This is a genomic window from Niallia tiangongensis (assembly GCF_044704065.1).
GTDB lineage: Bacteria > Bacillota > Bacilli > Bacillales > Cytobacillaceae > Niallia > Niallia tiangongensis.
In genome coordinates, this window is record NZ_CP162613.1 from 4,634,964 (window position 1) to 4,652,586 (window position 17,623).

The 17,623-nt window shown below is 37.4% G+C and carries 16 protein-coding genes; 4 read left to right on the plus strand and 12 right to left on the minus strand.

Annotated elements, in window-relative coordinates; genetic code table 11:
- Positions 1-56: 56 nt before the first annotated feature.
- The 3 genes from AB3U99_RS21945 to AB3U99_RS21955 form a co-directional block, all read right to left on the minus strand.
- A complete protein-coding gene (locus AB3U99_RS21945; RefSeq protein ID WP_400243867.1) occupies positions 57-821 on the minus strand; it encodes a tyrosine-protein phosphatase in 765 nt (254 codons plus the stop codon).
- Positions 822-943: 122 nt separating this feature from the next.
- Positions 944-1,651: a CpsD/CapB family tyrosine-protein kinase gene (locus AB3U99_RS21950; RefSeq protein WP_400243868.1), complete on the minus strand. Its 708-nt coding sequence runs from the start codon at positions 1,649-1,651 to the stop codon at positions 944-946.
- Positions 1,638-2,384 (minus strand): YveK family protein, encoded by a 747-nt coding sequence (locus AB3U99_RS21955; protein ID WP_400243869.1) that lies wholly within the window; start codon positions 2,382-2,384, stop codon positions 1,638-1,640. The genes AB3U99_RS21950 and AB3U99_RS21955 overlap by 14 nt, the downstream gene beginning before the upstream one ends.
- A gap of 228 nt (positions 2,385-2,612) precedes the next feature.
- On the opposite strand from AB3U99_RS21955, the gene AB3U99_RS21960 reads away from it, so the two are divergent.
- On the plus strand, positions 2,613-3,410 hold the full coding sequence (locus tag AB3U99_RS21960) for a hypothetical protein (protein ID WP_400243870.1): 798 nt from the start codon (positions 2,613-2,615) through the stop codon (positions 3,408-3,410).
- Positions 3,411-3,813: 403 nt separating this feature from the next.
- Here AB3U99_RS21960 and AB3U99_RS21965 read toward each other — a convergent pair whose 3' ends face one another.
- Positions 3,814-3,951 carry a hypothetical protein gene (locus AB3U99_RS21965; protein WP_400243871.1) on the minus strand — a complete coding sequence of 46 codons (138 nt, stop codon included), beginning with the start codon at positions 3,949-3,951 and terminating at the stop codon, positions 3,814-3,816.
- Positions 3,952-4,097: 146 nt separating this feature from the next.
- Between AB3U99_RS21965 and AB3U99_RS21970 the strand changes: the two genes are divergently transcribed.
- Positions 4,098-6,836: an N-acetylmuramoyl-L-alanine amidase gene (locus AB3U99_RS21970; protein ID WP_400243872.1), complete on the plus strand. Its 2,739-nt coding sequence runs from the start codon at positions 4,098-4,100 to the stop codon at positions 6,834-6,836.
- A gap of 159 nt (positions 6,837-6,995) precedes the next feature.
- The gene (locus tag AB3U99_RS21975) at positions 6,996-8,111 is read left to right on the plus strand and encodes a mechanosensitive ion channel family protein (protein WP_400243873.1); all 1,116 of its coding nucleotides are present in this window, start codon (positions 6,996-6,998) and stop codon (positions 8,109-8,111) included.
- Positions 8,112-8,577: 466 nt separating this feature from the next.
- On the opposite strand, the gene AB3U99_RS21980 is transcribed toward AB3U99_RS21975, so the two are convergent.
- Genes AB3U99_RS21980 through AB3U99_RS21990 form a run of 3 tightly spaced genes read right to left on the minus strand, consistent with a single transcriptional unit; the run spans position 8,578 to position 10,077 of the window.
- Positions 8,578-9,279, minus strand: coding sequence for a hypothetical protein (locus tag AB3U99_RS21980; protein WP_400243874.1), 702 nt, complete (start codon positions 9,277-9,279; stop codon positions 8,578-8,580).
- Complete coding sequence (locus AB3U99_RS21985; protein ID WP_400243875.1) at positions 9,276-9,413, minus strand: hypothetical protein; 138 nt, start codon at positions 9,411-9,413, stop codon at positions 9,276-9,278. The genes AB3U99_RS21980 and AB3U99_RS21985 overlap by 4 nt, the downstream gene beginning before the upstream one ends.
- The gene (locus AB3U99_RS21990; protein WP_400243876.1) at positions 9,382-10,077 is read right to left on the minus strand and encodes a hypothetical protein; all 696 of its coding nucleotides are present in this window, start codon (positions 10,075-10,077) and stop codon (positions 9,382-9,384) included. Before AB3U99_RS21990 ends, AB3U99_RS21985 begins: the two co-directional genes overlap by 32 nt.
- A gap of 194 nt (positions 10,078-10,271) precedes the next feature.
- Here AB3U99_RS21990 and AB3U99_RS21995 point away from each other — a divergent pair, with 194 nt between their 5' ends.
- A complete protein-coding gene (locus tag AB3U99_RS21995; RefSeq protein ID WP_400243877.1) occupies positions 10,272-11,219 on the plus strand; it encodes an LPO_1073/Vpar_1526 family protein in 948 nt (315 codons plus the stop codon).
- Between the two features lie 557 nt (positions 11,220-11,776).
- Here AB3U99_RS21995 and AB3U99_RS22000 read toward each other — a convergent pair.
- From AB3U99_RS22000 to AB3U99_RS22020, 5 genes are all read right to left on the minus strand, one after another.
- Positions 11,777-11,959, minus strand: a complete 183-nt coding sequence (locus tag AB3U99_RS22000; RefSeq protein ID WP_400243878.1) for a hypothetical protein — start codon at positions 11,957-11,959, stop codon at positions 11,777-11,779.
- A 481-nt stretch (positions 11,960-12,440) separates the two neighbouring features.
- A complete protein-coding gene (locus AB3U99_RS22005) occupies positions 12,441-12,962 on the minus strand; it encodes a MarR family winged helix-turn-helix transcriptional regulator (RefSeq protein ID WP_400243879.1) in 522 nt (173 codons plus the stop codon).
- Positions 12,963-13,044: 82 nt separating this feature from the next.
- Positions 13,045-14,895, minus strand: coding sequence for an ABC transporter ATP-binding protein (locus AB3U99_RS22010; protein ID WP_400243880.1), 1,851 nt, complete (start codon positions 14,893-14,895; stop codon positions 13,045-13,047).
- Entirely contained in the window at positions 14,888-16,645 is a 1,758-nt protein-coding gene (locus tag AB3U99_RS22015) for an ABC transporter ATP-binding protein (RefSeq protein WP_400243881.1), read from the minus strand. The genes AB3U99_RS22010 and AB3U99_RS22015 overlap by 8 nt, the downstream gene beginning before the upstream one ends.
- A 281-nt stretch (positions 16,646-16,926) precedes the next feature.
- Positions 16,927-17,484 carry a thioredoxin family protein gene (locus tag AB3U99_RS22020; RefSeq protein WP_400243882.1) on the minus strand — a complete coding sequence of 186 codons (558 nt, stop codon included), beginning with the start codon at positions 17,482-17,484 and terminating at the stop codon, positions 16,927-16,929.
- Between the last annotated feature and the right edge of the window lie 139 nt (positions 17,485-17,623).

A 17,623-nucleotide genomic window follows, 5' to 3' on the forward strand; every position in this document is an offset into this window, starting at 1 on the left:
ACGATAAAATATATTCACTAGTACATTGTATCGTTAGTTATCTAGTAAACTCTCCTTTAAAAAATCCCCAAAAACTTCTTTCTCTGTATACGTTCAGGAATTTCTTTCATCACATTCCTATCTTCCAAAAGCAATTCCGCATTCTCTTTAAAAAGATAAATATAATCCACTCCGAAATTATCTTCAATCGTATCAAAAGCTTCCATCACTTTAAAACTACGATTATGGACATTATGCGCATCCGAAGCCAAAAAATGAGTCAAATTACTCTCAATCAACTGCTCCGAAAACTTCTTCACATTCTTCCCAAAATAACCAGCCACACTAGAAGCTGTCACTTGCGTTAACGCCCCATTTTTCACAAACTGATAAAGAAGATCTGGCTTTTCCTGCAACTCTTTATTTCTCTCTGGATGAACAATAATTGGAATGATTCCCTCTGTTTGTATTTCATACAGCAATCTCTCTGCATATCGTGGTACAGAGGAAGAAGGAAACTCAATGAAAAGGTATTTTGTATGATTAAGTGTTAGAATTTCTTCCTTATAATAGTCTTCTAACACTTCTCCATAAATTCTTACTTCCTGTCCAGGAAGTATCGTAAGAGGAATATTTTCTTGTTTTAAAACGGTGTTTAAGTCATTTACCTTTGTAAGAATAGTAGATTTTGGATTACTAAACTGGTTGTTCTTATGATGAGGTGTAGCTATAATCGTTGTGATTCCCTCTTTAACAGCGGCTCTTGCCATTTCTAAACTATCTTCTATTGTCGCTGCCCCATCATCCACACCAGGTAATATATGACAGTGAATATCAATCATATCGCTACACCTCTCTATTTTTTTACTAATCTATTATTATTTTCCTATAACACTACAAAATAGTATCATTGAACTATTTGTTCGTAAATAGCGAAAAATGTCGAATCTCGTCTAATTGATTGTTAATTTGTCCCATAATAATAATAATCGCTTTTTTTGTCGGCTTTTTTATTATTTAGGACAACACCTAATATCTTCCCTGAAGTCGCTGATAGCTGTTCTTTCGTTTTTACAACCGCCTCTTTATCAGTAGTTCCACTGCTCACTACTAATATACTTCCATGGCAAAGATTAGCGAGTACTTGTGCATCTGTAACGGCCAATACTGGTGGAGTATCAAATAGGACAATATCAAACTCTTCTAAAGCGCGCTCTAAGAAATGATTCATCGCACGGGAACCTAATAACTCAGAAGGATTTGGTGGAATTGGACCACTAGGTAAGACATACAGGTTCTTCTCATCATTTTCGTGAACGGCTTCCATTAAGTTCATTTGATTCGTTAATACAGATGTTAACCCAGCTGTATTATTCAAATTAAACGTATAATGAACAGTTGGCTTACGTAAATCAGCATCAACAAGTAGCACTGTTTTTCCTTGCTGGGCAAAAACAATCGCTAGATTTGCTGCTGTTGTCGATTTTCCTTCTCCTGGCCCTGAAGATGTCACTAAGATGGAACGAATTTCTTCATCTATACTAGAATAAAGGATATTTGTTCGGATATTTCTATATTGCTCAGAAATAGGAGATCTCGGATCATATTTTGTTACTAGCTTTCTTCTATTTAAGGCTAATCCGCCTTTTTTTGCTTTCTTACTTGCTGCCAAGTAAATCCCCCCTACTTCTTCCTTTTTGAGTGCCTCTTAACTTTGCTTCTTGGCTTTCATCAATGGTTGTAATTGCCCCTAATACTGGTAAATTCAGCAATTTTTCAATATCTTGTTCTGTTTTTACCGTGTTATCCAAGTATTCTAGTAAGAACGCTAATCCTACCCCAATCATTAACCCTACTACTGCAGCAATCGCAATATTTAGTGGCGGATTTGGACTGATTGGTGCTTGATTTTCTTGATCTTCCGCGAGTGGCAATACTTTCACGTTATCAATCGACATAATATTTTTAATTTCTTTTTCGAATACTTCTGCCGTTTTATTAGCAATTTGCAAAGCTACTGTTGGATCAGCGTCTGTAACAGAAAGAGTCATTACCTGTGAATTTTGTGCACTTTCCACGGTAATTTTGCTGTTTAACGCCGAAACACTCATATCTAAATTTAATTCTTCTTTTACAATATTTAAGATAGCCGCACTTTTTAGTATGACACTATATGTGCTAATCATTTGCACGTTTGCCTGTACTTCACCTGAATTAATGACAGCTGATGATTCATCTTTCTTTTGGTTAACAAGAATCTGCGTTGAAGACTTATACTCCGGGGTAATAATAAAATAACTAACTACTCCACTTACAATCATTGCTACTAAAGTAAGGGAGATAATAAGCACGATACGTTTCTTAAGTGTGTCGAATAATTCTTTCAGACTAATCGTTTCTTCCATGACTTCCTCCTAGAAAAATATAAAAAACTAAAAATATTATATCATATATCATTGCATATACTGTCATTTCTTGTCATAATTTTAATTGTATTGTTATTACGTGTTTTACTATACCAATTAATTGACATTTTTGATATATATTTTTAAAAAAAGGGATAACTTTCCTATGTTGTAATGTACGATTATGGTAGATTAATGAACGATTATACTTATTTTTTGGAGGTTTCAATGAAAGCTACTATTCTATCCGTCCTTTCTATTATTCTTGTTGTGGTTCTGGTAATCGGGAATATCCATTGGAAAATTCCCTCGGAAAGTCCTCTATCTAAAAGCGACCCTACTGAAAGTGCAAATACTGAAGTAGAAAATAAAGTGCCGTACTTTAGTCTTGATTACTATTTGAGCTTTGCCAAGTCATGGCCGGAGAATGCACAGAAAGTGCTTGAGAACAAATTAACAGAAAAACAATCCTTTCACATTTTACTCGTTGGTTCGGACGCCATTGGTAATCAAGACCTTGGCTTAATTACTCCTTTAAAGGAAGCATTGGCTAATAAATACGATCAATATGTAACCATTGAGAGTATTGTATATGATGGAACTACATCAGATTATGTAAAAAATGAAGCTTATGAAGCACTGATTGACAAGAAACCAGATATGGTTATCTTTGAGCCTTTCTTGTTGCATGATAATAGAGAAAAATTTGATACTTCCAAAACGTTACTTAACATCAATAAGGTAATTAATGCAACAAAACAGGAGTTACCTGATGTTACGTTTATTCTGATGCCAGCACATCAGCTGTATGATGCGAATCTCTATCCTATGCAAGTTAGTGATATAGAAAAGTATGCCACAGCACAGGATATTCCTTTCTGGAACCACTGGGAAGTTTGGCCAGATGGCAAAGATGAAAAGGTAAAAGATTATTACAACGAATTAGCTGACAATACATCAATGGCAAATGAACAAGGTTTTGAGCTTTGGAGCAATTACTTAACGAAAAAACTAATTTCTGAATAATGTCAAGATATCATATAATATCTAGCATTACCTTCTAAAGCGAGTACTACTCGCTTTTCCATTCGTTCGATATAACGTACAGTCATCATAGCACACTTTCTGAATATTCGTAAATATGTTTTTTCAACATTCTAAATGTAAGCGCATCCTAGTTTCTTCTATTATATAAGTTTTATTTTCTGTATTAAATTTTAATAACTACTTATTAAATCGATATGAAGCAATTATTAATTCTATGCATTCCCCATTATCGCTCTACTTAAAATAAGGGATAGAACTACAATCGTTCATGTATGATCCGTATTATTAAATTCTTATCCTCTAATGAAGAATTACTGTTTATCATTACTGGAATTACCTTCTTCTGTAACCATTTCAGGCTGAATTGGTTGAATATCATTTATTACAAAACAACCCCTGAAACTTCGTCGATAAATAATACATATTCTCCTATAAAGAACAAAGCGGCTTCTCCTTTAAACTCAATCTCCACTCCTTCTGCATTTTGAGCAATTAGTACCACGGTGCTAGCAAAAGACAACTTCCTTTGTGCATCCTTTTTAAGGAGTTTATTCTTATATATACCAAAATTTAGTAGGAAAATAGTACTTTTTTCTACCAAAATTATGCTAGAATAGTAGTGTTATACAGATTTTCTCTGTAAAAAAAAGAAGAAGGGTTTTGGTGATGAGGAAAAAAGTTTTATTATTAGTTGCTGTAATGGTATTTAGTTTGGTATTTCCTTCTAACTTAAGTATCAGCCATGCCATGGAAAATGGCGATACGGATATGTTGGATATTAGCTCTAGCTATTATTTCATCTATTATAATGGCGAAAAGCAGGCAATGAACCTAAATGAGGAAGTAGTTTTACACCTAAATGGCTGGACAGATGACACACAAACATCCGTTCAAGGTTATCTAACAGATAAATTAGGTGATCATGAAGCATTTTCCATGAATGTTGGAGAAGAGCGGGAACAGCTTTCGATTTCTGATGAAGAAAATATTCTTTATCGAATAGCACCCTCTGATTCATATAAAGCGGAAAAAGTAGAACCGGTTACATTCACAAATCAAGTTACTGTGGTGACTGAAAATGACAATGGTACTTCTATAGAAGACATAAAGACAGTGGATGAATATGGTACAATCGTTCACAATCAAGGCTTAACATACTATTCTACTGACGAGAATCAGCAAAAAACGGTGATTACGAAGGAAGAATATGATGCTTTAAATCTTGTAACAGATCCCACTTCTTCTGAAAATGCCGAAGAAGCTGCCACTCCAAGTGAAGTAGTTCCGGAAGAATTACCAACAGATGAAAAGGTGCAGCAAGAGAATGAACAGGATGCTTCCGTAGAAACGGAAGATAAAGATACTTCGGAAAGCACAGCAAAAGAGGAAGCCCCTGCTGTAATGCAGAAAGCAAAAGCCTCTCGCGCTATGATAGCATCTGTTTTAAATCCTTCCATTAACTATGCAAGCTATGTTCAAGATACCGACTGGCAAGATGCAGTTAAAGATGGCGAATTATCAGGAACAAGCTGGCAAGCGCAGCGATTAGAGGGATTAAAAGTTACCCTAGATAACAACAGCGTATATTCTGGTGGAGTAACGTATAAAACACATGTCCAAGGCATTGGCTGGACAACATATGCGAAGGATGGAGCAATCAGTGGTGCTCCAGGTAAAAATAAGCGTCTGGAAGCAATCCAGGTTCAATTAACTGGTGAAATAGCAAAACACTATGATATTTATTATCGCCTTCATGTACAAACATTTGGCTGGCTGGGCTGGGCGAAAAATGGTGCATCTGCTGGTACGGAAGGTCTTTCCAAACGAGTAGAAGCCATTGAGATTAAATTAGTAGAAAAAGGCGAAAAGGCTCCTGGTTCTACAGATAAATCCTTTATTACCAAACCATCTGTTACCTATACAACACATGTTCAGACAATCGGCTGGCAGCCTAATGTTGCAGATGGAGAAATGAGCGGAACTTCTGGACAAGCCAAACGACTAGAAGGAATTAAAATTGACTTAACAAATAAGCCATATGGTGGAAGTATCGAGTATTCCACACATGTCCAAAGCATTGGCTGGCAAAATTCTGTGTCTAACGGGGAGCTATCTGGAACTTCTGGACAAAGTAAGCGTCTTGAAGGTATCCGTATAAATCTGACTGGCGATATGGCGAAACACTATGATGTTTACTACCGTGTTCATGCTCAAAGCTATGGCTGGCTAGGATGGGCGAAAAACGGGGCATCTGCTGGTACAGAAGGTCTTTCGAAGCGTCTTGAGGCAATTGAGATTGTCCTAGTAGATAAAGGGGCAAAGGCTCCTGGTTCTACTAGCACATCCTTTATCAAGAAGCCTACTGTCACATACAGTACGCATGTACAAAGCAAAGGATGGCTTTCTAACGTCACAAACGGTGCTACTAGTGGTACGACAGGACAAGCGAAGCGATTAGAAGCAATTAAAATTGATCTAACGAATACGGCTTTTAGCGGAGATATTATTTACTCCACTCATATACAAGGCACAGGCTGGGTAACGAACTCTTCTAACGGAGATATCTCTGGTACGGTTGGAAAAAGTAAACGAATGGAAGCTATAAAAATCAGTTTAACTGGTGATATGGCGAAATATTTCGATGTTTACTATCGTGTTCATGCACAAAGCTACGGCTGGCTGGGCTGGGCGAAAAATGGAATGGAAGCCGGATCAGAAGGTTTGTCGAAGCGATTAGAAGCCATTCAAATTAAGCTTGTTCCAAAAGGCAGTGGCTCGTCTGTGAGTGCAACAAATGCATTTAAAAAGGCAAAATCTGTTTTCTTAGATCCAGGACATGGTGGATCTGACCCAGGTGCAATGGCAGGTGGGTATACAGAAGCAAGCTTAAATTTAACGGTTGCGAAGAAAGTACAGAAGCTACTTAAGGACCGCGGCTATATTGTCTATATGTCTCGTACGAATGATAAGTATGTTTCATTAATCGACCGTGCCCAAGAAGCAAATGAGCTTAATCCCGACATCTTTGTGAGTATTCATCATAATTCAACAGGAGCTGGTTCGACGACTGCGTCTGGGATTGAATCATATTACTATAAGTACAATCCAGCTTATCCATCTGTCATCAATAGCAAAAATCATAATGATCCAAACCGCGTCATGAAAAGTACATTGCTAGCGGACTTGCTTCAAAAAGAAATGATTAATGCAACTGGTGCCAATAACCGCGGTATAGATGGCGAAACACTTGCCGTGCTGCGTGAAACAGCTATGCCTGCTACGTTATTGGAAGTAGGGTTTATCAACAATACCGCCGAACGCAAAAAGCTTGTAACAAGCAGCTATCAGAATAAAACGGCAAAAGCAATTGCAGATGGAATTGAAACTTACTTTAAAAGATTTTAATAAATGAAGCTTTTGAAAAAGGATCAGTGTGAATGCTGGTCCTTTTTTCTATGGATTATAGGTGCATTTCCCTCGTCATATTACAATTTATTTACTCTTCTCTTAGGACGCTTGGGTTCGTCCCTTCCTATGCTATAATGATTCTCGAGGTGATTTTAGATGGGTGATTTGCAAGTATGGTCACAATGGGAGCGATTCATTGCTGCATTCCAAAAATTTAACTGGATTGATATAGGGATCGCCTTGCTAATCTTTCTTGTATTCCTAGGCTTTAGAAAGCTTTTTACAACCTACATATTTAAGTTAGTATTAGCAATGGTGAAGAAACTACCAGTAGATATTGTTTCAAAAATATTACTAGCGTTTGAAAAACCACTTCGTTGGTTCTGGGTCATTATCGGAACTTACTTGGCATTAACTTATTTGCCATTTCCGATTACAACATTCAACTTTGTGCTCCAGATATATAAGTCATTTATTATCGGATTAGTTGGCTGGGGAATCTTTAACTATTTTTCCGATGAATCCAATCCTTTCGAACGAATGGTGTCGCGAACAAAGCTAGATTCTGATAGTATGCTGATTCCTTTCTTAGGCAAAATATTCCGCATGCTTGTCGTAATCTTTACTGCTGTTAGCATTCTAGATATATGGGATATTCAAATTGGTGCCTTTGTTGCCGGTCTCGGGGTTGCAGGTCTTGCCTTCTCCTTAGCTGCACAGGACACCGTTGCTAACTTCTTCGGCGGTGTCGTGATTATTACGGAAAAACCATTTTCCAAGGGAGATTGGATTCAAACTCCTTCTGTCGAAGGAACAGTCGAGGATATCACATTCCGCAGTACGCAAATTCGCACATTTGCTGATTCGATTGTGACAGTACCTAACTCGAAGCTTTCCAATGAAGCCATCACAAACTGGTCCAAAATGTCAAAGCGACAAATCAGTTACGAATTGGCAGTCTCCTATCACACGCCAAACGAAAAATTAAAAGCAGCTTTATTAGAAATAGAAGAAATGCTACGCGCACACCCTGGTGTAAATCAAGATGTCATCATGGTACGCTTCACGGAATTCCGTGATTATAGCTTAGGAGTATTCGTCTATTTCTTCACAAAAACAACCGTTTGGGCTGAATACTTAGGAGTCAAAGAAGATACAAATTTACAGATACTTAGTATATTAGAGAAACATGGAATTGAAATAGCCTTGCCAAGTCAGCAGATTTATTTGCCGGAGAAAGAGGACGGGAAGAAATGGATGGCTGGAGAGTGATTATTTGGGGACAGACCTTTTGGGTACTTATCGTGCTTAAGGTTTGTCCTTTTTGTTATTGGTTAATCACTAATTTATTTTCCAAGTCGAACATCTTCCATTCATTTAACTTTTCTACTCTCCCTCCCCACTTTAACCCCATCGTACTTCTTATAGAAATGAGCAACATCTATCGCACAGTTGGCGACTATTTTACGGTAAACAGAATACGATTAATTAAAACGAAGCCATTAAAATATGGGCTTTTTTTTTGTTTAAATGGAGATGAAGGCAATCCCTTAATATGTATATTAATTACAGATATTACATAGAGGCTCGGAAATTAAATGACTGATTCTGGGTCTTAAGGGGGATGATAGCTAAATTTTGGAGGATAAATTGGAATTTTCAAAGTCGTTTTTAAAAAAGTGCATATCAAATAAACCACCTATAGTGGATTTTTTTAAAAATGTATTTTAAGATGACTTTATAAGGACAAAAGAGATTTAATTAATGTGTTAAGATTTGCAAAATGATTCTTTTTTGCCTCCTTTAACCACGCATCGGCATGCTGGCACATGCCGATGATATAGGTTCGAATATTCCAATGCCTTGAACTACGTCCTCTTGAATCCTCTAAATGATAATCAATCTTTTGCCGTTTAATACAGCGCTCAATCCCAGTACGCAAGGAATAACGCTTATACCATTCCTTACTGTCACGTTTGACACGTGGAAATAGACGAGGATTATCCTTTGTCGATGTATAAAAAGTTCGTCCATATGTAGAGGTAGAACATGGGTTTGGGCACTTCCATTTTCCAACTACAGCTGGGCATCGCCATTTACGACGGTAACGTTTTTTATCCGCTCCCCAATCAAGCATTTTGCGACCAATTGGGCAAATCGGAACACCGTCTAAATTAATATCCATTTCATTGTAAATAAACTGCTTAGAACGCCTAGGATTGAGGTCAATGATGGCTGAAACATCATAGTGTTCTAACATTTTATAAATGGGATAAGCGTCTAAGGCTGAATCTAAGATGACTTCCCTAAATTTCCAATCAGGATACCAATGTAAAAGTTCATGATATGTACTTACAAACAGAACAGAATCGTGTTTACTAGCTCGATACATTCTTGGGTAGATTGGCAAATTATACGGACTATCTGAGGCACCTATCATAAAGAGATTTCGTCCATAATAGTACTTTTCTCTAGAGCTATCCCAGCCATAATCAGCATCAGGATCTGAAAATTGTCGTTTACATTGGCACTTCCAAATTCCTTATTTTCGACAATCACAAAGGAATTTCCCATATGACCGACCTCCCGTTACAACAGGAGTTCCGTCAGCCAAAATGCTGAGTGACTGCGTATTTCCTAATAATCCATCTGATGCCGATTTATTTACGAATAGTGATTGAAATAGGAGTTGGAGTTGATCGTGTGCCTTTTGTTTATAATGAACTTTCTTGTTTTTTAGTGCACGGTTAACTAGCTTCTCCACAATTTTTGGATTTTTAGGTTCAAGTTTTTGATTCTTTTTGCCTTTCTTTCTTGGCTTTTTCAACCTTCTCTTCTTTCGATTGGATAGATGAGGAGTTGATGTAAGCCAAAGGCGTTTGAAAAAGTCATAAAACGTACCAACTCCAGGAACGTTGTCTGGAGAAAAGCCACTAAGAATGGCGAATATGGGAGTTGTTTTTAAGATAAAAACCCAGTGATCCACACTGGTTTCCTTTTGATAATGCATAAGCATTAAGCTTCGAAGCATATCACAAGGATTCCGTGGTTTTCTTCCTCTTGGATTAGAGGAATACCGTTGTTTCAGTAATTCTGTGGTGTCAGTTAGATCGATTAAAGAACACCAAATGATTGGTTCGAAGTAGAAATCTTTTAAAAACTTTTTATTGTAGTGTATGTCTAGCTGCTCTACAACAAAGTGTAGATAGGATTCATGAGAACGAATATCTGTAAGCATAAGTTTTCCCCCGTTTAAGTGATTAAAAAAATACCGTCACTTAATTATTTAGGGAACGTATGTTTGTCAAGAGGAAAGTTTGTTCGCATCTCCGTTTTGGGGGTGTCACAATAAAAAAGCCCTAGTCAAAAGACTAGAGCTTATGCGGAAAATTTAATTCCGAGAATCTATATTACATATTGGGGGGGAAACTTATGTGGGAATGGATTACGGATAATAAAGTTTTTAGTGGAATTGGTGGAACGGTATTAACTCTTGTGGCTGATTATCTAGGATATTTATTTAAGAAGAAAGGTAAGGAAGAACCTACTCAATCTATTCAAACAGGAGATAATTCAAATAATATCCAAGGTAAAAAAGTTATTGTTAATCAAACCAATCACTATGAAGGTTTTAATTACTCAACTGTTAAAGAAGTTGCTTTAGATATATATAGGAGCAACTTTATGCAACTAAGTGAAGAAGCAGCTGATATTGCTTATAGGAGAGTCGAGAGTTTAGTTACTGCGTATTTAGATAGATTAGTTAAGGATTCACCAGAAGCGCTAAAAAATACTATAGATCCAGATGTGCAATATGCAATTTTTAACGCTCAAAAAGTGCATGCAAGACTAGGTGATAAAGATATTGCTAATATGTTAGTTGAATTATTAGTAAATAGGACCAAAAACAACGACTATTCGACATTGAGAATAGTCTTAAATGAAGCAATTGAAGTTATCCCTAAATTAACTAAAAAGCATATTAATACTCTAACATTTCTTTTTATTATTAACGAGGTAACATTGGAAAATAATGATTTAAAAGGATTTTTATTTCTTTTGAAGGAATATCTACCTGATTTATCGAAGGAAACGTATTTCTTTAAACATTTACAGTATTCAGGATGCTTTTCAACATTACCTGGCAAAAAAGATTTTTACAATCAAATATTTATGAAATTCCCACAACTTTTATATGGTAAAGATGTTAAAAAAGAAGTGTTAGCAGTTGACAGTGATATTGAAAAGGTTGAGTCATATTGGAGAGGAACTTATGCTAGTAGTTTAGAAATGACTAGTGTATGTATGACTATCGCTCATGCAAATTTAGCTAAATTTCCGAGTATGAAAAGCGAGCTAAGTATATGGATAGATGACTGAACTAGAGTCCTGCCGCACTCTTTTTTAGTACCTTTAAAAGGTACAGAAAGAACTGCAGGTTGAAGGGGAGAGAATGAAGAAGAGGCTGGGACATAAGCATTTCAATCAGTAACAAACACGAATATTCATGCGATGCATACGCATTATTGTTCGTGTTTTTTTGCTTTAGAAAGAAGGTTTCAAAAAAATACACTTCGCTTTCTCGCAGCTCCCATAGGAGTCTACGTGTATTCAGGCTGCTCAGTTCTTCCAAATAATTAGTTTTTTTCATAAAAATTTTAGAAAAAACTTTAAAAACGAAGTGAAGTGGAGCGGAGGACGCTCGACTCCTGCGGGAAATAGAGGAAAGGCTGAGACCCCGCAGCGCAGTGAGGAGGCTCAGCTTCCTCCCCGCGGAAAGCGAGCGTCTGTAGCGCAATGGAACGACTTAGTTTTTGCAATGGACTATTTTTAAAAACTTTGATACCAAGTATGAGAAGGTACCTTTATTTAAAAGCAAAATTAGAGATTGTTCGTCTTTACAGATTGGCTATTTAGTTTTGTCCCAGCCTCATTTTTTATTTATCATAATTATTTAACTCATTTAAAAGAGTTTCATAATCATAATCATCAACGTTTTCATCACCAATGAAATTGTTTTTAATTTCATCATCGCTCAAAGTGTTATTTTCAAAGTGAAGTGATAAATCGGCACCTATAAATGGTGTGAAAATGGATAAGTTTAAATCTCTTAATGTCATAGCAGTAACCTCCAATTTTTAAATGTTTTAGATATAGGATAAACAAAAAACTTTGATTTTAGACATATAACCTTCAAGGTGGTGAGTCCATGATTACAGAGAGAAAAGGGGTAGGATGGGACACTGGGGTCAGGTTCCTTGTCCCTTTACAAAACATTTATAAATACACCACATATTATTCATAATACTTTTATAAAATAAGGGTATAAGAATATTACACGAACGAAATGAGGTGCTTTAGAATGTTTGAAAAATTGTTTAACTATATTATAGAAAAACCTTTATTAAGTGCCGAAGATAGTATGGAATATGAATGGCTATTGTTAGTAGATTATGAGGATAGCGACATAGAGATCAATAAATAATATCATTACTGGGCACCTTTTTAGGTGTCCTTTTGTTTTAGGTAGATCAACAGTGGCTATTGATTCTTAAAACTAAAAGCAATTCCGATCGCTTATAATAAGTAAAAAAGCCAGGTCTAGCTTCGACCTGACTTTCCTTCCTTTTTATTCCCTTTCGGCAAAAATAGCACCTCAAAATCCTCTAAGCTATCAATTCCATCTGCTTCCATCTTCTCTCCAACCGCCGCGACCAATAACCTTATTCCTTCTTCTACTGTCGCTTGCTCGCTTGCTTGCAAATTGTCTAATACTGATCCCATTATTCGATGAATCGGCTTTGGAGACGTTTCTTCGATTATTTTTACCATTCTTTCTGTTAGCATAATCTGAACAGATCGCTTGTCTTTCGGATTCGGTTTCTTAATCAGCATCCCTTTTTCTGTCAGTCGTTCCACAATATCTGAAACGGTACTTTGTGTCATGCGGAGGTTTCGGGTAAGCTGTTTTACACTAATTTTTTTATTAAGAAAGACCTCTAGCAATACTCGTGCTTGCGGAGCGGTCAGCCCATGCTCTTCTGCATGACGCTGGAGGCTCTTCATGATAAATCGATTCAAGAAATCGATTGATTCCCAAATATACGTGGCCCTATCTAGCATTTGTTAACTCCTTTCTTCCAAAAGTTATTTTTACAGAAAAACTCGCAATCCTGCTGCGAGTCTTTCTTTGCCTAAGTAAAAGTTAGGACGCCTCTTCAAACTGACTATTATAAAGTTCTGCATAGAATCCATTCTTTTCAATTAGTTCCTGATGCGTTCCAGCTTCGATAATATCTCCCTCTTTCATCACGAGAATTAAGTCAGCATTTTTTATCGTCGACAGTCTATGGGCGATAACAAAGGAAGTTTTTCCTTCTGTCAGCTTATCCATCGCTTGTTGAATCAGCAATTCTGTGCGCGTATCGACAGAGCTAGTCGCTTCATCTAAGATAAGCAATGGTGCCATTTTGACCATCGCACGGGCAATTGTGATAAGCTGCTTTTGCCCTGCCGACAAGCTCGTCTTGTCATCTAAAATGGCGTCATAGCGGTTTGGCAGGGTTTGGATGAAATGATGCAATCCAACTGCTTTGCAGGCTGCTTCCACTTCTGCATCGGATACGTTTTCTCTTGAATAAACGATATTATCACGGATAGAGCCTTCAAATATCCATGTATCTTGGAGCACCATGCAGAATAGATCATGGAGCGATTCTCTTGTCATTTGATTGGTTGGAACCCCATCAATGGTTATCTCCCCACCATTTAACTCATAAAAACGCATAAGCAAGTTAATTAACGTTGTTTTCCCCGCTCCAGTTGGTCCCACTATTGCGACTTTCTGACCAGCATTCACACGTACGGAGAAATCTTGAATAACCGTTTTATCTTCGTCATATCCAAAGCGTACATGCTTAAATTCCACATCGCCTTTGACATTCACCAGTTCTTCTTTCTTCTCGTCTTCTCTTACAAGCTCTTCTTCTGACAGGAATTCAAAAACACGCCCACTTGCTGCTGCCGTTGACTGTAGATTTGTCGCTGCTTGCGCAATTTGTTGGAGTGGCTGTGTAAATAAGCGAATGTACAGCATAAAGGCAACAATAACCCCAAACGAAATACTGCCATTAACGGCTAGAGCTGCACCAACAATACAGACAACCACATAGCCAAAGTTTCCAATAAACAGCATTAATGGCATCATCAGTCCTGACATAAATTGCGATTTCCAGGCACTTTCAAATAGTCGCGTATTAATGGAAGAAAAGGCATCCTTCGCCTGTTGCTCCCCATTATAAGCCTTCACAACATTATGGCCAGAATAGATTTCCTCAATATGACCATTTAGTTTCCCAAGCTCTTGCTGCTGTTGAGCAAAGTACTTTTGTGATTTCGAAATGATAAAAAACATAAAGGCAAAGCCTATGAAAGTGGATAGGATAGCTGCAATAGCCATGATCCAGTTTGTATAAAACATCATGATTAAGGAACCGACGAACATCGTAACAGCCGTAATTAAGCTACTAACACTTTGGTTCATCGTCTGTCCTACCATATCAACATCATTTGTTACACGGCTAAGGACATCACCTGTTGTTGTATTATCAAAATAGCTTAAAGGCAATCGATTAATTTTTCCCGAAATATCTCTTCTTAATTGTTTGGAAATCCTTTGTGTTACGGTTGCCATAATAAAGCCTTGAACATAGTTAAAAATATAGCCTAAACCATAGAGGAACACGAGAAAAATTGCAATATCATATACAGCATCAATGTTAATTTCTCCCATTAATCCTTCTGTAATATAGTCAGTCATTTTGCTAAGCTGGTCAGGGCCAATAATACTAAAGATTGCGGCTGCCATCGCAAGGATTAATGCCAATATAATGATGGGAAAATACGCCTTGCAGTAAACCGCCAGTTCCTTTAAACTGGAAAAATTCATGCCTTTTGCACCTGGAGGGATCGATTTTGTTGGCTGTTTATCCAGCTCCTCTGTTTGGGATTGACTTCGTTTATTTTCCGCTTCTTTTTCATGACCTTTTTTACCCAATTTCAAGCTCCTCCTTCGATAATTGTGATAAGGCAATTTCTTGATAGACATCGCAAGTGATCATCAGCTCATCGTGTGTACCCATTCCAACTACTTCCCCATTATCTAATACAAGAATTCGGTCAGCATCCTTAATGGTTCCAATGCGCTGTGCAATAATAATGTTTGTAGCATCGTTTATTTCTTCTTTTAGCTTGGAACGCAACACGCGATCTGTTTTATAGTCCAATGCGGAAAAGGAATCATCAAATAAATAGATTTCCGGATCTTTATAAACGGCACGTGCAATCGATAATCTTTGTTTCTGACCACCAGAAAGATTGGTTCCACCTTGTGAAATCGTTGCTTCATATTGTTGATCCATTTTTTCAATAAAATCCTTCCCTTGCGCAATTTCCACTGCGCGTTTAACTTCCATTTCCTCTTTCGATTGCTTGTTCTCTGTACCAAAAGCGACATTGGAAGAAACGGAACCACTGAACATAACGGCTTTTTGGGACACATACCCAATTTTGTCTCGCAATGTTTCTAGCTTATAATTTTTCACATTAAGACCATCCACCAAAATTTCGCCATCTGTTGCTTCCATAAAGCGTGGAATCAGGTTTAGTAGTGTACTTTTTCCACTACCTGTTGAACCAATAATGGCTACTGTTTCCCCCTTGGAAGCAGTAAAGCTGATATCTCGAAGAATGTAATCACTCGCACCAGGATACTTAAAGCTAACATGGCGGAATTCAATTTCCCCTTGGCTGTCTCCTTCTGTCTTCGATCCACTCTTTATTTTCACCTCTGTGTCCAGCACTTCGCTGATTCTTCTTGCTGAAACAGCAGCACGAGGAAGCATGACAAATGCTATAGAGAGCATCATAAAGGCCATAATGATCTGCATCGCGTAAGAAGAAAACACCACCATATCCGAGAACAAAGGTAGTCTACCCGCAATAGGAGCATTATTGATTAATACCGCTCCAATCCAATAAATGGCAAGACTCATCCCAGACATAATAAGAGAAATGGTTGGCATCATAACAGCCATTATTCTAGTGGTAAAAAGATTCGTATCTGTCAGTTCCTTATTCGCTTTCTCAAACTTATCTTCGTGGTAACGCGTTGCATTATAAGCATGAACAACACGGATACCCGTTAAATTCTCTCTTGTCACCATATTAATATTATCTGTTAACTTCTGGATTACTTTGAATTTAGGCAGTGCAACAAGAACAACGATTGCAATTAAAACTAATAGGACAGCAATCGCAACACCTGTAGCAGCGGTCCATTCCCAGCTTTTTCCCATTATCTTCAAAACGCCCCAAACCGCAATAATCGGAGCCTTTATCACAATTTGTAAGCTTAAGATAATCAGCATTTGCACTTGCGTAATATCATTAGTAGAACGAGTAATTAAGCTCGCTGTAGAAAAACTAGACAGTTCTTCCATCGAAAAGGATAAGGTTTTATCAAAGACCTTTTTACGCAGTCGATTCGAAAATCCGGCAGCAACCTTTGCCGCAAAATAAACGGTTATAATGGAAGCAGCCATGCTCCCCACTGCACAAAGCAGCATAAACGCCCCTTGTGTGAGAACGTCACTTAACTCACTACCTTCTGTCTGAACCAGTCTAGTGATTTCAGCCATATAATCTGGAAGCTTCAAATCAAGCCATACTTGCCCAACGATAAAGACTAGCGCACATGAAATGAGCATCCAGTCCTTTTTCTGAAAGTTTTTAAAAATATTTAACATGAATCCATTCCTCCCCATGCAGCCAAACATTATTCCATTTGCTGTTTTGTTTCAACGGTTTTCTACATCTTGTGTCCCAGTCCACTGTTTTATTCTGGATCCATATTTTTGGATTTTTTTCTGAAACTAAAATTATATCGAACAAGATGCATCGCATACGATATATCGTATGCGATTATATTAATGATTTTATGGTTCTTTGTCAAACGAAATAATTTACCAACTCGTTTGCGAAGGGAGGGGAAAGAAAAAACAGCCCCACTGGATAGGAGCTGTTCCCTTTATTTTATGATTTCTTTTAACGTGCTCTGAAAGCTATTGTACACATATGTCCAAATAGCTGGGTCAGTGCGATACCTCTTTTGTAACTGGGTATAAAATGCTTTTTGCTTTTCCTCAAATGTCGGATCCTCTTTAGCTGGAAGCTTAGCGCGACCCTCTGTTACCATCGCTTGTACTTCCGGTGCACGCGGTCCCCATTTGCCGACTAACTCCCCTTGTTCATTTAAAACAAGCACCATCGGAATCGCTCTGCCACCGTTCGTTAAATGTCTATCAATTAAATCAGTGTCCGCATCTCTAAGTGCCACATGCATCTGTAGATCAGCAGCTTCCACGATTTTGCGAAGAACAGGATTAATCACCATCGCATCCCCACACCAATCTTCTGTAATCGTTAAGAAGTGGAGGTTGTGCTGCTTTAATTCTTCGGCAAAATCATCATTAGGCAGCGTGAAGTTTTGATACACCTCATAGCTTTCCTCTTTCAATGTACTCATATTGTCCATATATACTTGGATGCTTGATCCTTCTTCGAAATACTGTTGTTCTGTCTTCATTTATGTACCCTCTCCTTTTTATGTAAGCCTTGTCTATTATTTTACTATTTAACTGCTTTTCATTCTATTTTTTGGATTTGGGATAATTTTCTTTTTTTAATAGATGGTTGAATAGTCGTTTGTTACAATTATGGAATAG

Excerpts from the sequence above, each read along its gene's own strand:
- AB3U99_RS21945 (WP_400243867.1), bottom strand. The coding sequence starts at position 821 with ATGATTGATATTCACTGTCATATATTACCTGGTGTGGATGATGGGGCA.
- AB3U99_RS21955 (WP_400243869.1), bottom strand. The coding sequence starts at position 2,384 with ATGGAAGAAACGATTAGTCTGAAAGAATTATTCGACACACTTAAGAAA.
- AB3U99_RS21960 (WP_400243870.1), top strand. The coding sequence starts at position 2,613 with ATGAAAGCTACTATTCTATCCGTCCTTTCTATTATTCTTGTTGTGGTT.
- AB3U99_RS21970 (WP_400243872.1), top strand. The coding sequence starts at position 4,098 with ATGAGGAAAAAAGTTTTATTATTAGTTGCTGTAATGGTATTTAGTTTG.
- AB3U99_RS21975 (WP_400243873.1), top strand. The coding sequence starts at position 6,996 with ATGGGTGATTTGCAAGTATGGTCACAATGGGAGCGATTCATTGCTGCA.
- AB3U99_RS21980 (WP_400243874.1), bottom strand. The coding sequence starts at position 9,279 with ATGATAGGTGCCTCAGATAGTCCGTATAATTTGCCAATCTACCCAAGA.
- AB3U99_RS21985 (WP_400243875.1), bottom strand. The coding sequence starts at position 9,413 with ATGGGAAATTCCTTTGTGATTGTCGAAAATAAGGAATTTGGAAGTGCC.
- AB3U99_RS21990 (WP_400243876.1), bottom strand. The coding sequence starts at position 10,077 with ATGCTTACAGATATTCGTTCTCATGAATCCTATCTACACTTTGTTGTA.
- AB3U99_RS21995 (WP_400243877.1), top strand. The coding sequence starts at position 10,272 with ATGTGGGAATGGATTACGGATAATAAAGTTTTTAGTGGAATTGGTGGA.
- AB3U99_RS22000 (WP_400243878.1), bottom strand. The coding sequence starts at position 11,959 with ATGACATTAAGAGATTTAAACTTATCCATTTTCACACCATTTATAGGT.
- AB3U99_RS22005 (WP_400243879.1), bottom strand. The coding sequence starts at position 12,962 with ATGCTAGATAGGGCCACGTATATTTGGGAATCAATCGATTTCTTGAAT.
- AB3U99_RS22015 (WP_400243881.1), bottom strand. The coding sequence starts at position 16,645 with ATGTTAAATATTTTTAAAAACTTTCAGAAAAAGGACTGGATGCTCATT.
- AB3U99_RS22020 (WP_400243882.1), bottom strand. The coding sequence starts at position 17,484 with ATGAAGACAGAACAACAGTATTTCGAAGAAGGATCAAGCATCCAAGTA.